Origin of the sequence: Pseudomonas sp. 18-147, assembly GCF_051048045.1 — a bacterium.
GTDB classification, from domain to species: domain Bacteria; phylum Pseudomonadota; class Gammaproteobacteria; order Pseudomonadales; family Pseudomonadaceae; genus Pseudomonas; species Pseudomonas aeruginosa.
Genome location: NZ_CP182296.1, coordinates 3,200,282 through 3,215,189, shown reverse-complemented (window position 1 = coordinate 3,215,189; position 14,908 = coordinate 3,200,282). Strand labels below are relative to the sequence as shown.

13 protein-coding genes are annotated in these 14,908 nt (G+C 68.3%); 11 read left to right on the top strand and 2 right to left on the bottom strand.

Annotated elements, in window-relative coordinates:
• The first annotated feature begins 9 nt into the window (after nt 1-9).
• Genes pvcB through pvcD form a run of 3 tightly spaced genes read left to right on the top strand, consistent with a single transcriptional unit; the run spans nt 10 to nt 3,079 of the window.
• Nucleotides 10-885, top strand: a complete 876-nt coding sequence (pvcB, locus tag ACM0M4_RS15265) for a paerucumarin biosynthesis oxygenase PvcB (RefSeq protein ID WP_019371790.1) — start codon at nt 10-12, stop codon at nt 883-885.
• Between the two features lie 51 nt (nt 886-936).
• Entirely contained in the window at nt 937-2,439 is a 1,503-nt protein-coding gene (pvcC, locus tag ACM0M4_RS15260) for a paerucumarin biosynthesis protein PvcC (protein WP_003122752.1), read from the top strand.
• Entirely contained in the window at nt 2,432-3,079 is a 648-nt protein-coding gene (gene pvcD, locus ACM0M4_RS15255) for a paerucumarin biosynthesis heme-binding protein PvcD (protein WP_014602929.1), read from the top strand. Before pvcC ends, pvcD begins: the two co-directional genes overlap by 8 nt.
• A gap of 102 nt (nt 3,080-3,181) precedes the next feature.
• Here the strand turns inward: pvcD and ptxR are convergent, their stop codons facing one another.
• On the bottom strand, nt 3,182-4,120 hold the full coding sequence (ptxR, locus tag ACM0M4_RS15250) for an HTH-type transcriptional regulator PtxR (protein ID WP_003089264.1): 939 nt from the start codon (nt 4,118-4,120) through the stop codon (nt 3,182-3,184).
• Nucleotides 4,121-4,682: 562 nt separating this feature from the next.
• Between ptxR and ptxS the strand changes: the two genes are divergently transcribed.
• The 8 genes from ptxS (at nt 4,683) to ACM0M4_RS15210 (ending at nt 13,870) form a co-directional block, all read left to right on the top strand.
• Nucleotides 4,683-5,705, top strand: coding sequence for a transcriptional regulator PtxS (ptxS, locus tag ACM0M4_RS15245; RefSeq protein WP_003113738.1), 1,023 nt, complete (start codon nt 4,683-4,685; stop codon nt 5,703-5,705).
• Nucleotides 5,706-5,776: 71 nt separating this feature from the next.
• The gene (locus ACM0M4_RS15240) at nt 5,777-6,559 is read left to right on the top strand and encodes a sugar phosphate isomerase/epimerase family protein (protein WP_031631064.1); all 783 of its coding nucleotides are present in this window, start codon (nt 5,777-5,779) and stop codon (nt 6,557-6,559) included.
• On the top strand, nt 6,552-7,502 hold the full coding sequence (locus ACM0M4_RS15235; RefSeq protein ID WP_003089272.1) for a sugar kinase: 951 nt from the start codon (nt 6,552-6,554) through the stop codon (nt 7,500-7,502). The genes ACM0M4_RS15240 and ACM0M4_RS15235 overlap by 8 nt, the downstream gene beginning before the upstream one ends.
• 62 nt (nt 7,503-7,564) lie before the next feature.
• Nucleotides 7,565-8,872 (top strand): MFS transporter, encoded by a 1,308-nt coding sequence (locus tag ACM0M4_RS15230; RefSeq protein WP_221345562.1) that lies wholly within the window; start codon nt 7,565-7,567, stop codon nt 8,870-8,872.
• 18 nt (nt 8,873-8,890) lie between these two features.
• Nucleotides 8,891-9,877 carry a 2-hydroxyacid dehydrogenase gene (locus ACM0M4_RS15225; RefSeq protein WP_003120140.1) on the top strand — a complete coding sequence of 329 codons (987 nt, stop codon included), beginning with the start codon at nt 8,891-8,893 and terminating at the stop codon, nt 9,875-9,877.
• Between the two features lie 167 nt (nt 9,878-10,044).
• Nucleotides 10,045-10,761, top strand: a complete 717-nt coding sequence (locus ACM0M4_RS15220) for a gluconate 2-dehydrogenase subunit 3 family protein (protein WP_003110746.1) — start codon at nt 10,045-10,047, stop codon at nt 10,759-10,761.
• Nucleotides 10,762-10,763: 2 nt separating this feature from the next.
• Nucleotides 10,764-12,539, top strand: coding sequence for a GMC family oxidoreductase (locus ACM0M4_RS15215; RefSeq protein ID WP_003110747.1), 1,776 nt, complete (start codon nt 10,764-10,766; stop codon nt 12,537-12,539).
• An 11-nt stretch (nt 12,540-12,550) separates the two neighbouring features.
• Nucleotides 12,551-13,870 carry a cytochrome c gene (locus tag ACM0M4_RS15210; protein ID WP_003113742.1) on the top strand — a complete coding sequence of 440 codons (1,320 nt, stop codon included), beginning with the start codon at nt 12,551-12,553 and terminating at the stop codon, nt 13,868-13,870.
• Between the two features lie 72 nt (nt 13,871-13,942).
• On the opposite strand, the gene ACM0M4_RS15205 is transcribed toward ACM0M4_RS15210, so the two are convergent.
• On the bottom strand, nt 13,943-14,839 hold the full coding sequence (locus tag ACM0M4_RS15205; protein ID WP_115288789.1) for a LysR family transcriptional regulator: 897 nt from the start codon (nt 14,837-14,839) through the stop codon (nt 13,943-13,945).
• Nucleotides 14,840-14,908: the final 69 nt, after the last annotated feature.

The window sequence follows — 14,908 nt, the reverse complement described above, 5'->3', positions numbered from 1 at the left end:
AGCCAGACGATGAACGCCTATCTCAGCGATCAACCGGTACGTCTCTCGCCGCTGCGCGACGAACAGGGCAACCAGCCGCGCTTCGGCCTGCTGCTGGAGCCCGGCCGCCCCGGCATGCACGTCGGCGAGCTGCCGGCGCAGTGGCTCAAGGGCCTGGCTCGCAGCCACCACCTGCTGCTCCTGCGCGGCTTCGCCGCCTTCGCCGACGCCGAGAGCCTGACCCGCTACTGCCACGACTTCGGCGAAGTCATGCTGTGGCCGTTCGGCGCGGTGCTCGAGCTGGTGGAACAGGAAGGCGCCGAGGACCACATCTTCGCCAACAACTACGTGCCGCTGCACTGGGACGGCATGTACCTGGAGACGGTCCCGGAATTCCAGGTGTTCCACTGTGTCGACGCGCCCGGCGACAGCGACGGCGGCCGCACCACCTTCAGCTCGACCCCGGCGGCGCTGCAACTGGCCGACAGTAGCGAGCTGGAAGTCTGGCGCCGCGCCAGCGGCCGGTACCAGCGCAGCGCGGCGCACTACAGCAGCCGCTCGGCGGCGCCGATAGTCGAGCGCCACCCGCGCCGCGAATTCCCCATCCTGCGTTTCTGCGAACCGCCGGTCGAGGGCGACGCCAGCTTCATCAACCCCTCCGAGTTCCACTACGACGGCATCGCCCCGGAACAGCGCGGCGAACTGCTCGACAGCCTGCGCCGCTGCCTGTACCACCCACAGGCGCACTACGCCCACCGCTGGCGCAGCGACGACCTGGTGATCGCCGACAACCTGACCCTGTTGCACGGTCGCGAGGCCTTCGCCCACCGCGCGCCGCGCCACCTGCGGCGGGTGCATATCCACGCCGAGCCGGCGCTGCGCAACCCGCACCTGCAGCGCGACTGACCGCCCCGCCGGCCGTGCGCGCCACGGCCGGCGTCCCGACAAGGAACCAGCATGAGCCATTCCGTCCCCAACGCGCTGATGACCGGCGCCGACTATCTCGACAGCCTGCGCGACGGTCGCCAGGTCTACCTCAACGGCGAACGGGTCGCCGACGTCACCCGGCACAGGGCGTTCCGCAACGCCTGCCGCAGCATCGCCGGGCTCTACGACGGCCTCCACGGCGAGCAGCGCGACGTCCTCACCCGGGTCGATGCCCAGGGCCGCCGCAGCCACCGCTTCTTCACCCCCGCGCAGAACGCCGAGGACCTGCTCGGCGCGCGCGAGGCGATCGGCTGCTGGTCGCGCATGACCTACGGCTTCATGGGGCGTACCCCGGACTACAAGGCGGCGTTCATGTCCGGGCTGGAGGCCGGCGCCGGCTTCTACGGCGACTACCGGCAGAACGCCTGCGCCTGGCACCGCGCCTTCGCCGACCGCGGGCTGTTCCTCAACCACGCGATCATCAATCCGCCGCTGGACCGCAGCAAGGCGATCCACGAGATGCGCGACGTGTTCGTCCACGTCGAACGCGAGACCGACCAGGGTATCGTCGTCAGCGGGGCGAAGATGCTCGCCACCGGCAGCGCCATCACCAACGCCACCTTCGTCGCCCCGGTCGCCTCGGCGCAGATGGAGGCCGGCAAGGCCGAGGACTTCGCCCTGGTGTTCTTCGCCCGCATGGACAACCCCGGCCTGCGCCTGATGTGCCGGCCATCCTATGAGGAGCGCGCGAGCAGTCCCTTCGACTATCCGCTGTCCAGCCGCTTCGACGAGAACGACAGCGTGCTGCTGTTCGACAAGGCGCTGATTCCCTGGGAGGACGTCCTGGTCTACCGCGACCTGCGCCGCGCCACCGGCTTCTATGCCGAGTCGGGCTTCGCCAACCTGTACAACTTCCAGTCCGGCATCCGCCTCGGGGTGAAGCTGGAGCTGATGATCGGCCTGCTTTCCCTCGGCGTGCGCGCCAATGGCACCCAGGGCTTCCGCGGGATACAGGCTGCCCTCGGCGAGCTGATCGCCCTGCAGCACCTGCTGCAGGCGCTGACCACCGCCATGGCCCGCGACCCGGAGCGCAACGCCGCCGGGTCGGCGGTGCCGCGCCTGGAGTACGCCAATGCCCTGCGCATCCAGGTGCCGCAGATCTGGAAGCGGGTCCGCGAGCTGCTGGAAAGCGCTCTCGGCGGCGCCCCGCTGGTCACCGTCTCGGGCGCCGCCGACCTGCGCGACGGCGAGGCGCGGCGGCTGGTGGACAGCTACTACCGCGGTGCCGAGCTGGAGCCGGAGCAGCGCCTGAAGCTGTTCAAGCTGATCTGGGACGCCACCGGCAGCGAGTTCGGCGCGCGCCACGCGGTCTATGAGAGCCATTATTCCGGCAATGCCGAGCAGATCCGCCTCGACTCGCTGGCCTGGGCCAGCCGTCGCGGGCACCTGGCCTACTGCGAGGCGATGGTCCAGCGCTGCATGGCCGACTACGACATCCACGGCTGGCTGCGGGGGCCCTGGCAGCATGACTGAGCGCAAACGCTGGCTGGCCGGCTGCCTCTCGGCCCTGCTTTCCCTGCCGCTGGCCGCCGCCGTGCCGGGCCCGGACGCGCCCGCCGACCTGGCGCGCGGCAAGGCGATGGCGCAGAAAATGTGCTCGCGCTGCCACGACGACGACGGCAACGGCGGGCCGCGGCCGAACCGCAGCTACCCGAAGCTCGCCGGGCTCGACCGGGAATACCTGTACAAGCAGATCTACGACCTCAAGACCCAGCGCCGGCGCAACCCGGCCACCAACGGCCGCGGCGAGGAGCTGAGCGCGGCGGACGTGGTCAACGTCTCCGCCTGGTTCGCCGCCCAGCGCATGAGTGCCGGCGAGCAGACCCTGGCCGACCCGAGGCAACGCGAACGCGGCCGCCAGCTCTTCAAGAATGGCCTGGCGCAGCGCGGCGTACCGCCCTGCGTCACCTGCCACGGGCCCGCCGCCCAGGGCCTGGCGGCGCTGAAGGCGCCGCGCCTGGCCGGGCAATGGGCGGAATACCTGGCAACCCAGTTGCACGGCTTCCGCGACGGCAAGCGCGGCAACAGCGCGACCATGCGCGCGGTCGCCGGCGGCCTGGAGGATAGCGACATCCAGGCGCTCGCCGGCTACCTGGGCAGCCTGGGGCCGTAGGGCGAATAACCGCTCGCGGTTATCCGCCGCCTATCCCTGGCATCGGCGGCGGATAACGCCGGTGGCGTTATTCGCCCTATCCCCAGGCACGGATGCCCGGCCTCATTCGCTCTGCGCCAGGCGGAACGGCTCGCGACCGAGATGCTCGCGCAGCGACTCGATGAACGCCCTGACCCGCACCGGCATGTAGCGCGCCGAGGGGTACAGGGCATAGATGCCGCCCTGCGGCAGGCGCCAACCGGGCAGCAGCCGGACAAGCCGTCCGCGGGCGATCTCGCGGGCTACCAGGAAGCTCGGCAGCACGCTGACGCCGGCACCGTCGAGCACCAGGCGGTACACCGCCAGGGTGTTGTTCGCCAGCAGGCGCCCTCGGGTCTGTACCGTGGCACGCTCGCGCTGGCGTTCGAAGGTCCAGGTCCAGGGCGTGCTCAGGCGGGTATGGCCGATCCATTCGCAACGCGCCAGGTCGTGCGGCTGGAGCACCGGCGGCAGGCCGGCGAGGTATCCCGGCGTCGCCACGGCAACCTGCTGGAAGTCGCACAGCTTGCTGGCATGCAGGCCGGAGTCGCGCGGCCAGCCGATACGTACTGCGAGATCGATGCGCTGGCCGACCAGATCGCTGAACTGGTCATCGGCCAGCATTTCCACCTGGACCTTGGGAAACTGCCGGATGAACGCCGCGGAAACGCTGCTGATGTGCCACTTGACGAAGTCCTGCGGCGCGGTGATGCGCAACCGGCCACTGGGCTCGCCCTGCAGGTCGCGCACATCGGAGAGCGCGCCGTCCAGCTCGCCGAGCATGCGCTGGGCCACGCCGAACAGCAGTTCGCCGCGATCGGTAAGGGTCATGCGACGGGTGGTACGGGTCAGCAACTGGATCCCGAGGTCGGCCTCCAGGCGTCGCAACTGCTCGCTGAGTAGCGATTTCGACAAGCCCAGGGCCTCCGCCGCGGCGGTGAAGCTGTTGTGTTCGGCGACGGCGACGAAGGCATACAAGTGATTCAGGTTCAGATGATTCAATCGCTCCAGGGCGGCGCTCATCCTGTCATTCCTTAGCCGGGAAGTGGGTCCGGACGGGTCTTGTCGAAAAATCCTGCTGCGACGGAACGGCGGCATTCGACAGGACCCGCAACGATCGGTGAGCGTGATGACGCGACCGGGCGGTCAGGTCGTCGATAAAGACCGCCAGGCGCGCATAAGTTTCAGCGCGCCACCTTCGTATTCCGATAAATGAGAACTGCTTCAGACGGTCGGCCGGGTGCTTTTCATGTCTGCGAAGCTCGCCTGATTGATCGCTTTCTACCGACAAAACCTTCTTAAAGTAGTTTCTTAAGTATTGGACAAACTTCCTTTTTATTTATGGAGATATGGCACATTCATTCCATTCGACATTAATAATTGCAAACCATCATTCGAAACGATTATTCGGTTTTCATGAACAACGTCCTGGCCTCATGCCTGGCTCGGCCCCGGTAGGCGTTTTTTTCCCGTTGACGGGCATCGGCCTTCTGGTATTTTCTGAAACCGGTTTCAAATCCTGGCATCCGCTGGCGAAGACCAGCCGGACACACCAATAAGAACAGCACCAAGAGGTACCAGGTCCGTGAATGGTTCAGTACTGCCCAGCCGTGGCCGCGTCACCATCAACCAGGTGGCCGAGGCCGCCGGCGTCTCCAAGGCCAGCGTGTCGCGCTATATCGGCGGCGACCGCCAGTTGCTCGCCGATGCCACCGCCCGGCGCATCGAGCGCGCCATCGACCAGCTCGACTACCGCCCCAACCAGATGGCCCGAGGCCTCAAGCGCGGGCGCACACGGCTAATCGGAATGCTGGTGGCGGACATCCTCAACCCCTACTCCGTGGCCGTCATGCATGGCGTGGAAACCGCCTGCCGCGAACACGGCTACAGCCTGGTGGTGTGCAATACCGACCGCGACGACGAGCAGGAGCGTCATCACCTGGCCGCCCTGCAGTCCTACAACGTCGAAGGACTGATCGTGAACACCCTCGGCCACCATCCCGGCGAATTGCGCGCCCTGCACCGCGAACTGCCGATGGTGCTGGTGGACCGCCAGTTGGCCGAGCTGGATACCGACCTGGTCGGCCTGGACAACGCCGACGCCGTCGAACAGGCCCTCGACCACCTGCAGCACCGCGGCTTCCGCGACATCCTGCTGGTCACCGAACCGCTCGACGGCACCAGCTCGCGGATCGAGCGGGTCCAGGCCTTCAATGCCTCCATCGGCCGGCGACCGGCGCTCAAGGGCCAGGTCCTGCAAACCGACGACTTCTTCCGCGACGGCCTGCGCGCCTTCCTTTCGGCCAGCGGCCCCGGGCCGAAGGCGCTGTTCACCTGCAACGGCGTCGCCACCCTCTGCGCCACCCGCCAACTGCGCGACCTCGGCTGCCGGCTGTTCGATGAGGTCGGCCTACTGGCCCTGGACGAACTCGACTGGTACCCACTGGTGGGCAGCGGCATCACCGCCCTCGCCCAACCCACCGACGAAATCGGCCGCACCGCCTTCGAGCGCCTCCTGGCGCGACTCGAAGGCGACCGCGAGCCGGCGCGCCGGGTGACCTTCCCGGCGCAACTGATCGTTCGCGGCTCGACCCATCCACGCGGCTAGCGGCCCGCCGCCGGCGCGTTGCCGGCGGCTTTCGCACGGCTTGAAATGAAACCGGTTTCAGAGGATCGCCAATGTCCCTTCACCCCGTCTCCATCAGTCTTTCCAGCTATGGCGCGGACCTCGTTCGCAGTCGCGGCCAGGCCAGCTTCCTGCCCTTGCTGGCGATGGCCGGCGCGCAGCGCGTGGAACTGCGCGAGGAACTCTTCGCCGGCCCGCCGGATACCGAGGCGCTGACCGCCGCCATCCAGTTGCAGGGGCTGGAGTGCGTGTTCTCCTCACCCCTCGAGCTGTGGCGCGAAGACGGCCAGTTGAACCCCGAGCTGGAGCCGACCCTGCGCCGCGCCGAAGCTTGCGGAGCCGGATGGCTCAAGGTCTCGCTCGGCCTTCTGCCGGAACAGCCCGATCTCGCCGCCCTCGGCCGGCGCCTGGCGCGCCACGGCTTGCAACTGCTGGTGGAGAACGACCAGACGCCCCAGGGCGGCCGGATCGAGGTGCTGGAACGCTTCTTCCGCCTCGCCGAACGCCAGCAGCTGAACCTGGCGATGACCTTCGACATCGGCAACTGGCGCTGGCAGGAGCAGGCGGCCGACGAAGCCGCCCTGCGCCTTGGCCGCTATGTCGGCTACGTGCACTGCAAGGCGGTGATCCGCAACCGCGACGGCAAGCTGGTCGCGGTGCCGCCGTCGGCCGCCGACCTGCAGTACTGGCAGCGCCTGCTGCAGCATTTCCCGGAAGGCGTGGCGCGGGCCATCGAATACCCGCTGCAGGGCGACGACCTGCTCAGTCTCAGCCGCCGGCACATCGCCGCCCTCGCCCGCCTCAGCCAGCCCCAGGAGGAACGCCAGCATGGCTGACTTCGAGATCCTCTGCTTCGGCGAGACCATGGCCATGTTCGTCGCCGAACAGCCCGGCGAACTGGACCGGGTCGAGCAGTTCGGCAAGCGCATCGCCGGCGCCGACAGCAACGTCGCCATCGGCCTCGCCCGCCTCGGCTTCGCGGTGGCCTGGCTGAGCCGGGTCGGCGACGACTCGCTCGGCCGCTTCGTACTCGACAGCCTGACCCGCGAGGGCCTCGACTGCCGCTTCGTCGAGGTCGACGCGCAAGCGCCCACCGGGTTCCAGATGAAGTCCCGCGAGGTCGATGGTGCCGACCCGCGGGTCGAGTACTTCCGCCGCGGCTCGGCGGCCAGCCGGCTGGGCCTCGCCCATATCCGCGAAGAAATGCTCGGCGCCCGCCACCTGCACGCCACCGGCATTCCGCCGGCACTCTCGGCGAGTGCCTGCGAACTGTCCCACGAACTGATGCGGCGCATGCGCGGCAAGGGCGCCAGCCTGTCCTTCGACCCCAACCTGCGGCCCTCGCTGTGGCCCAGCGAGCGCCGCATGATCGCCGAGATCAACGCCCTCGCCGCGCATGCCCACTGGGTCCTGCCGGGCCTGGAGGAAGGCCGCCTGCTCAGCGGCTGGCAGGAACCCGCGGATATCGCCGCGTTCTACCTGGACATGGGCGTCGACGCGGTGGCGATCAAGCTCGGCCCGAGCGGCGCCTACTATCGCGATGCCCACGGCGAAGGGCTGGTCCCCGGCGTGCCGGTGGCGACCGTGGTGGACACCGTGGGCGCCGGCGACGGCTTCGCGGTCGGGGTGGTCAGCGCGCTGCTGGAAGGCCTGCCGCTGCCCGACGCGGTGGCGCGCGGCAACTGGATCGGCAGCCGCGCGGTACAGGTCCGCGGCGACATGGAGGGGCTGCCGAAACGCAGCCAACTGCTCGACCGCGAGCGCCGCAGGAGCGCCTGAACCCGCCGCCCACACGGCACCTGTTGCGACAAGAACAAGACAAGCTCAGGAGATACCCGACCATGACCATGCCTCGCCTCGCCAGCAGCCGCTGGTGGTACATCATGCCGATCGTTTTCGTCACCTACAGCCTGGCCTACCTGGACCGCGCCAACTACGGCTTCGCCGCCGCCTCCGGGATGGCCGACGACCTGCGGATCACTCCCGGGCTGTCCTCGCTGCTGGGCGCGCTGTTCTTCCTCGGTTACTTCTTCTTCCAGGTGCCGGGGGCGATCTACGCGGAAAAGCGCAGCGTCAAGAAGCTGATCTTCGTCAGCCTGATCCTCTGGGGCGGACTGGCCACCCTGACCGGGATGGTCGCCAACGTCTATCTGCTGATCGGCATCCGCTTCCTCCTCGGCGTGGTCGAGGCGGCGGTGATGCCAGCGATGCTGGTCTACCTCTGCCACTGGTTCACCCGCGCCGAGCGCTCGCGGGCGAACACCTTCCTGATCCTCGGCAACCCGGTGACCATCCTCTGGATGTCGGTGGTCTCCGGCTACCTGGTGGAGCATTTCAGCTGGCGCTGGATGTTCATCATCGAAGGCCTGCCGGCGGTGATCTGGGCCTTCATCTGGTGGTGCCTGGTGGATGACCGCCCGCGCCAGGCCGCCTGGCTGAGCGGCTCGGAAAAACGCGACCTGGAAGACGCCCTGGCCGCCGAGCAGCAGGGCATCAAGCCAGTGAAGAACTACCGCGAGGCGTTCCGTTCGCCAAAGGTCATCGTCCTCTCGCTGCAGTACTTCTGTTGGAGCATCGGCGTCTATGGCTTCGTCCTCTGGCTGCCGTCGATCCTCAAGCACGGCGCCAACATCGACATCATAGAAGCCGGCTGGCTGTCGGCGCTGCCCTACCTGGCGGCGGTGATCGCCATGCTCGGGGTGTCCTGGGCCTCGGACCGGTTGCAGAAACGCAAGCGTTTCGTCTGGCCGCCGCTGCTCATCGCGTCCATCGCCTTCTACGGTTCCTACGCCCTCGGCAGCGAGCACTTCTGGCTGTCCTACGCCCTGCTGGTGCTGGCCGGGGCCTGCATGTACGCGCCCTACGGACCGTTCTTCGCCATCGTCCCGGAAGTCCTCCCGGCCAACGTCGCCGGCGGCGCCATGGCGCTGATCAACAGCATGGGCGCGCTGGGCTCGTTCTCCGGCTCCTGGCTGGTCGGCTACCTGAACGGCATCACCGGCGGGCCCGGGGCTTCCTATCTGTTCATGAGCGGAGCGCTGCTGCTGTCGGTGCTGCTCACCGTGTTCCTCAACCCGCACGCCGACAAGCGCGAGCCCGATGCCGCTCGCGCGCACGCCTCGCGGCGGGCGGCGCCGGCCCACCCCTGACCGACTCCGGAGCATCCGATGAAGAAAGTGGTTCTCTACAAACGTCTCTCCGCGCCCCTGATGGAACGCCTGCGCGAACGGGTCGAGGTGCTCCTGGTCGAGGAGCCCGGCCGCGACGGCCTGGCCCGCCTGCGCGACGCCCTGCCCGAGGCCCACGGCCTGCTCGGCGCCAGCCTGCGCCTGGACGCCGGCCTGCTCGACCTGGCACCGCGACTGGAAGCCATCGCCAGCGTCTCGGTGGGCGTCGACAACTATGACATCGACTACCTCGACCGCCGCGGCATCCTCCTCAGCAATACCCCCGACGTGCTCACCGAGACCACCGCCGACACCGGCTTCGCGCTGATCCTGGCGACAGCCCGGCGGGTAGTGGAACTGGCCGGCTGGGTGCGCGCCGGGGAATGGAAGAAGAGCGTCGGCGCCGCCCAGTTCGGTACCGACGTGCATGGCAAGACCCTCGGTATCGTCGGCATGGGCCGCATCGGCGAGGCCCTGGCCCGGCGCGGGCACCACGGCTTCGGCATGCGCGTGCTGTACCACAGCCATAGCCCGAAGCCCCACGTCGAAGAACGCTACGCAGCGAGCTACCGCCCCCTCGACGCGCTGCTCGAGGAATCCGACTTCGTCTGCCTGACCCTGCCGCTGACCGCCGCCACCGAAGGCCTGATCGGTGCCGCGCAGTTCGCCCGGATGCGCCCGCAGGCGATCTTCATCAACATCTCCCGTGGCCGGGTGGTCGACGAGGCGGCCCTGATCGAGGCCCTGGCCCAGCGGCGGATCCGCGCCGCCGGCCTCGACGTGTTCGAGCGCGAGCCGCTGTCTCCCGACTCGCCGCTGCTGCGCCTGCCGAACGTGGTGGCCACTCCCCACATCGGCTCGGCCACCGAGGAAACCCGCGAAGCCATGGCCCGCTGCGCGGTAGACAACCTGCTGGCGGCCCTCGCCGGCGAGCGGCCGCTGAACCTGGTCAATCCTTCGGCCTGGGCGCGACGGCGAGGCGCCTGAAGGCCGCGCCGGGCCGACGCCCGGCGCGCCGTTCTGCTTCACTTGCCGGTATTGGCCTGCCTGAATCCTTGCTGAAACGTTTTTTCAACGTGACACATGAACTTATAATTAGCCTGCTAATCATTATCAGAAAGACGAAACCGTGATGATCCAGAGAGGACCCCACCATGCCCGATGACAAGGCCGTCAACGGCCGCCGCGACTTCCTGCGCAAGACCCTGACCGTGATCCCGGCGGTGACCCTGGCCGGCTATGGCGTCGGCCATGCCATGCAGACGCCCGCCGCCGAGCAGGACAAACCCCGCGAACGCTACCAGCCTCGCTTCTTCACCAACACCGAATGGGCTTTCGTCAACGCCGCGGTGGCGCGACTGATCCCCAGCGACGACAACGGCCCCGGCGCCATCGAGGCCGGGGTGCCGGAGTTCATCGACCGACAGATGGAAACCCCCTACGGGCACGGCGCACTCTGGTACATGCAGGGGCCGTTCGTCACCGACGCCGCGCCGGAGTTCGGCCATCAGTTGAAGCTGGTGCCACGCGACATCTACCGGGTCGGCATCGCCGCCCTGGAACGCTGGAGCAAGGCCAACCAGGGCAAGCCGTTCGCCGAGCTGGAGCCGTCGGCGCAGGACGACATCCTGCAACGCCTGGAAGCCGGCCAGATCGACCTGCAGGACCTGCCGGCCAAGCTGCTCTTCGGCCAGTTGCTGCAAAACACCCACGAAGGCTTCTTCTCCGATCCGCAGCACGGCGGCAATCGCGGCCTGGTGGGCTGGAAGCTGGTCGGTTTCCCCGGCGCCCGCGCCGACTTCATGGACTGGGCCGACCGCGGCGAGAAGTATCCCTTCCCGCCGGTGGCGATTTCCGGCGAGAGGGGTTGAACATGGCGACGACACTCAAACCGGTGGATGCGGTGGTGGTCGGCTTCGGCTGGACCGGAGCGATCCTGGCCAAGGAGCTGACCGAGGCCGGGCTCAACGTGGTGGCGCTGGAGCGCGGCGAGAACCGCGATACCTATCCCGACGGCGCCTACCCGAACACCCTCGACGAGCTGACCTACAACACACGCGGCAAGCTGTTCCAGAATCTCTCCAAGAGCACCGTGAGCATCCGCCACGGGATCAACGATACCGCGCTGCCCTACCGCCAGCTCTCCGCCTTCCTTCCCGGCGACGGGGTCGGTGGCGCCGGCCTGCACTGGTCCGGCGTGCATTTCCGGATCATGCCCGAGGAACTGCGCCTGCGCAGCCATTACGAGGAACGCTACGGCAAGAAATTCATCCCCGAAGGCATGACCATCCAGGACTACGGGGTCAGCTACGAAGAGCTGGAGCCGCACTTCGATTTCGCCGAGAAGGTCTTCGGCACCTCCGGCACCGCGCATACGGTCAAGGGCCAGGTGGTCGGCAAGGGCAATCCGTTCGCCGCCGACCGCTCGGACGACTTCCCGCTGCCGGCGCTGCGCCAGGTGTACTCCGCGCAACTGTTCCGCAAGGCCGCCGAGGAACTCGGCCTACACCCCTACGACCTGCCGGCGGCCAACGCTTCGGGGCCCTGGACCAACCCCTACGGGGTGCAGATGGGGCCGTGCAACTTCTGCGGCTTCTGCAGCGGCTACGCCTGCTACATGTATTCCAAGGCCTCGCCGAACCTGAACATCCTGCCGGCGCTGCGCCAGACCCCGCTGTTCGAACTGCGCGCCAACTGCAACGTGCTCAAGGTCAACCTCGACAGCGACGGCAGGCAGGCCACCGGCGTGACCTACGTCGACGCCCAGGGGCGCGAGATCGTGCAGCCGGCGAAGCTGGTGATCATCAGCGCCTTCCAGTTCCACAACGTGCGCCTGCTGCTGCTCTCCGGCATCGGCAAGCCCTACGACCCGCGCACCGGCGAGGGCGTGGTGGGAAAGAACTTCGCCTACCAGAACATGGCCACCATCAAGGCGTTCTTCGACAAGGACGTGCATACCAACCCCTTCGTCGGCACCGGCGGTGGCGGCGTGGCGGTGGACGACTTCAACGCCGACAACTTCGACCACGGACCGCTGGGCTTCGTCGGCGGCTCGCCGATGTGGGTCAACCAGGCCGGCTCCAAGCCGATCGGCGGCCTCGCCGTGCCGCCCGGCACGCCGAGCTGGGGCAGCGGCTGGAAACAGGCGGTCAAGGACGCCTACACGCACACCGTGTCGATGGACGCCCACGGCAGCAACATGACCTACCGCGACAACTACCTCGACCTCGACCCGACCTACAAGGACGCCTACGGCCAGCCACTGCTGCGCATGACCTTCGACTGGAAGGACAACGAGATCCGCATGAGCCGCTACGTCACCGAGCACATGCGCAAGATCGCCGAAGCGATGAACCCGAAGGCCATCTCGGTGAGCGTCAAGAACTTCGGCGACCACTTCAATACACGGGTCTACCAGACCACCCACCTGCTCGGCGGGGCGATCATGGGCAGCGATCCGAAGACCAGCGTGCTCAACCGCTACCTGCAGAGCTGGGACGTGCACAACGTCTTCGTCATGGGCGCCTCGGCCTTCCCCCAGGGCACCGGCTACAACCCCACTGGGCTGGTGGCGGCGCTGGCCTACTGGTCGGCCAAGGCGATCCGCGAGCAATACCTGAAGAACCCCGGTCCGCTGGTGCAGGCATGAGGAGCGCAACGATGAAACCGACAGCCTTCCTCGCCCTCTCCGCCCTCGCCTGCGGCATCGCCCAGGCCGCCGCAGCGCCGGACCCGGCCCTGGTCAGGCAGGGTGAATACCTGGCCCGCGCCGGCGATTGCGTGGCCTGCCACACCGCCAGGGACGGCAAGCCGTTCGCCGGGGGCCTGCCGATGGAAACGCCGATCGGCGCGGTGTACTCGACCAACATCACCCCGGACCGCAAGACCGGCATCGGCGACTACAGCTTCGAGGACTTCGACCGTGCCGTGCGCCACGGCGTGGCCAGGTCCGGCGACACGCTCTACCCGGCGATGCCCTACCCGTCCTACGCGCGAGTCAGCGAAGCGGACATGCGCGCCCTCTACGCCTACTTCATGCATGGCGTGGAGCCGGTGGAGCAGCCCAACAAGGCCAGCGACATCCCTTGGCCGCTGTCGATGCGCTGGCCGCTGGCATTCTGGCGCTGGACCTTCGCTCCCGAGGTGAAGGACTTCCAGGCCGCCGCCGGGCAGGACCCGGTGCTGGCGCGCGGCGCCTACCTGGTCGAAGGCCTTGGCCACTGTGGCGCCTGCCATACCCCGCGTGGGCTGGGCATGCAGGAGAAGGCCCTGGCGGCGAGCGATGGCGCGGCCTACCTGTCCGGCAGCGCGCCGCTGGAGAACTGGATCGCCAAGAGCCTGCGCGGCGACCACCGGACCGGACTGGGCAGCTGGAGCGAAGCCGACCTGGTCAGCTTCCTGCGTACCGGCCGCAGCGAGCGCAGCGCGGTGTTCGGCGGCATGTCCGACGTGGTGGTGCACAGCATGCAGTACATGACCGACGCCGACCTCACCGCCATCGCCCGCTACCTCAAGTCGCTGCCGCCGGCGGACCCCGCCGACCAGCCGCACGTCTACGACGAGAGCGTAGCCCAGGCACTGTTCCACGGCGACGACAGCAAGACCGGCGCGGCGCTCTACGTCGACAACTGCGGGGCCTGCCACCGCACCGACGGCAAGGGCTATGCGCGGGTCTTCCCGGCCCTGGCCGGCAACCCGGTAGTGACCGGCAGCGACCCGACCTCCCTGGTGCACATCGTGCTCAAGGGCGGCACCCTGCCGGCCACCCACCAGGCACCGTCGAGCTTCACCATGCCGCCGTTCGGCTGGCGGATGAACGACCAGGAGATCGCCGACGTGGTCAACTTCATCCGCACCAGCTGGGGCAACCAGGCGCCAAGCGTCAGCGTCGACGAGGTCAGGCGCCTGCGCAAGGACACCGGCGCGGCGGCGGTGGGCGACATTCCGCCGCCGGGATCGGCCGCGGCGGATCGCGGCTGAGCGCCAGGCCTGCCATTCCAGCCCCTCTCCCGCTCGCGGGAGAGGGTTGCCATACCAGGCACGGCCACCCCTTCACTCATCTCTCAATCGCACATGCCGCCCCAGCTCGTCGAACAACGCGACCACCGAGCGCAACGCCCGGCAGTCCGGACGGGTCAGCAGCCACAGGGCGCTGGCGCAGCCCTCGAGGTCGGCGTCCAGTACCCGCAGGCCGTCGCCGTCGCGTAGCAGGTAGGCAGGGATCGCCGCCAGGCCGAGGCCGGCGCGGGCCATCTCGGCGACCGCCAGCACGCCGTTGCAGCGGTAGGCCGGCAGCACCCCGGGATAGTGTCGACGACGCCAGACCACGCTCGGGTGGTCGGGAAGAAAATCGTCCGGGGCGATCCAGTGCAGCATGGCGGGCTCCGTCGCGTCGCGGCCCTCCAGGTAGCGTTCGCTGGCGCAGAGCACGTAGCGCACCTCGCCGAGGTTGCGCCCGACCAGGTGTTCCGGCGGCGTGCGGGTCATGCGCAGGGCGATGTCGGCGTCGCGCCGGCTGAGGTTGGCAAAGTCGTTGGAGGTCGCCAGCTCCAGTTGCAGGGCCGGATAGCCAGGCATGAAGCGCGCCAGCGCCGGCAGCAGCAGGCCATGCAGGACGGCGTCGGAGCAGGTCATGCGCACGGTACCGCTGAGCACCTCGCGCTCCAGTTCGAGGCCGATGCGCGCCGCCTCCAGCGCCTGCTCCGCCAGTTCCGCCTGCTGCGCCAGACGGCGGGCGGTCTGGTTCGCCAGGTAGCCGCTGCGGCTCTTGTCGAACAATGCCTTGCCGAGGTTCTTCTCCAGCCGGCGGATGGCCCGGAAGACCGTCGACACATCGACCCTGAGCAACTCTGCGGCCCGCGCCAGGCTGCCGCCGCGAACCAGGGCGAGGACCAGGGCAAGATCGGCATGGTCCAGGCGATATTGCAGCGGTGCATTCATCTTTTGCATTGGCGCCGATATCGAGTGCGGAAACGCAACTATAGAGTGAGCGCCAGGGCCCGCCAACCGGCGTGGCGA

Bases quoted from the DNA above. Each gene is read 5' to 3' on its own strand.
- ACM0M4_RS15210 (WP_003113742.1), top strand. From the start codon at position 12,551: ATGAAACCGACAGCCTTCCTCGCCCTCTCCGCCCTCGCCTGCGGCATC.
- ACM0M4_RS15220 (WP_003110746.1), top strand. From the start codon at position 10,045: ATGCCCGATGACAAGGCCGTCAACGGCCGCCGCGACTTCCTGCGCAAG.
- pvcB (WP_019371790.1), top strand. From the start codon at position 10: ATGAACGCCTATCTCAGCGATCAACCGGTACGTCTCTCGCCGCTGCGC.
- pvcD (WP_014602929.1), top strand. From the start codon at position 2,432: ATGACTGAGCGCAAACGCTGGCTGGCCGGCTGCCTCTCGGCCCTGCTT.
- ACM0M4_RS15205 (WP_115288789.1), bottom strand. From the start codon at position 14,839: ATGCAAAAGATGAATGCACCGCTGCAATATCGCCTGGACCATGCCGAT.
- ACM0M4_RS15240 (WP_031631064.1), top strand. From the start codon at position 5,777: ATGTCCCTTCACCCCGTCTCCATCAGTCTTTCCAGCTATGGCGCGGAC.
- ACM0M4_RS15215 (WP_003110747.1), top strand. From the start codon at position 10,764: ATGGCGACGACACTCAAACCGGTGGATGCGGTGGTGGTCGGCTTCGGC.
- ACM0M4_RS15230 (WP_221345562.1), top strand. From the start codon at position 7,565: ATGACCATGCCTCGCCTCGCCAGCAGCCGCTGGTGGTACATCATGCCG.
- pvcC (WP_003122752.1), top strand. From the start codon at position 937: ATGAGCCATTCCGTCCCCAACGCGCTGATGACCGGCGCCGACTATCTC.
- ACM0M4_RS15235 (WP_003089272.1), top strand. From the start codon at position 6,552: ATGGCTGACTTCGAGATCCTCTGCTTCGGCGAGACCATGGCCATGTTC.
- ptxR (WP_003089264.1), bottom strand. From the start codon at position 4,120: ATGAGCGCCGCCCTGGAGCGATTGAATCATCTGAACCTGAATCACTTG.
- ACM0M4_RS15225 (WP_003120140.1), top strand. From the start codon at position 8,891: ATGAAGAAAGTGGTTCTCTACAAACGTCTCTCCGCGCCCCTGATGGAA.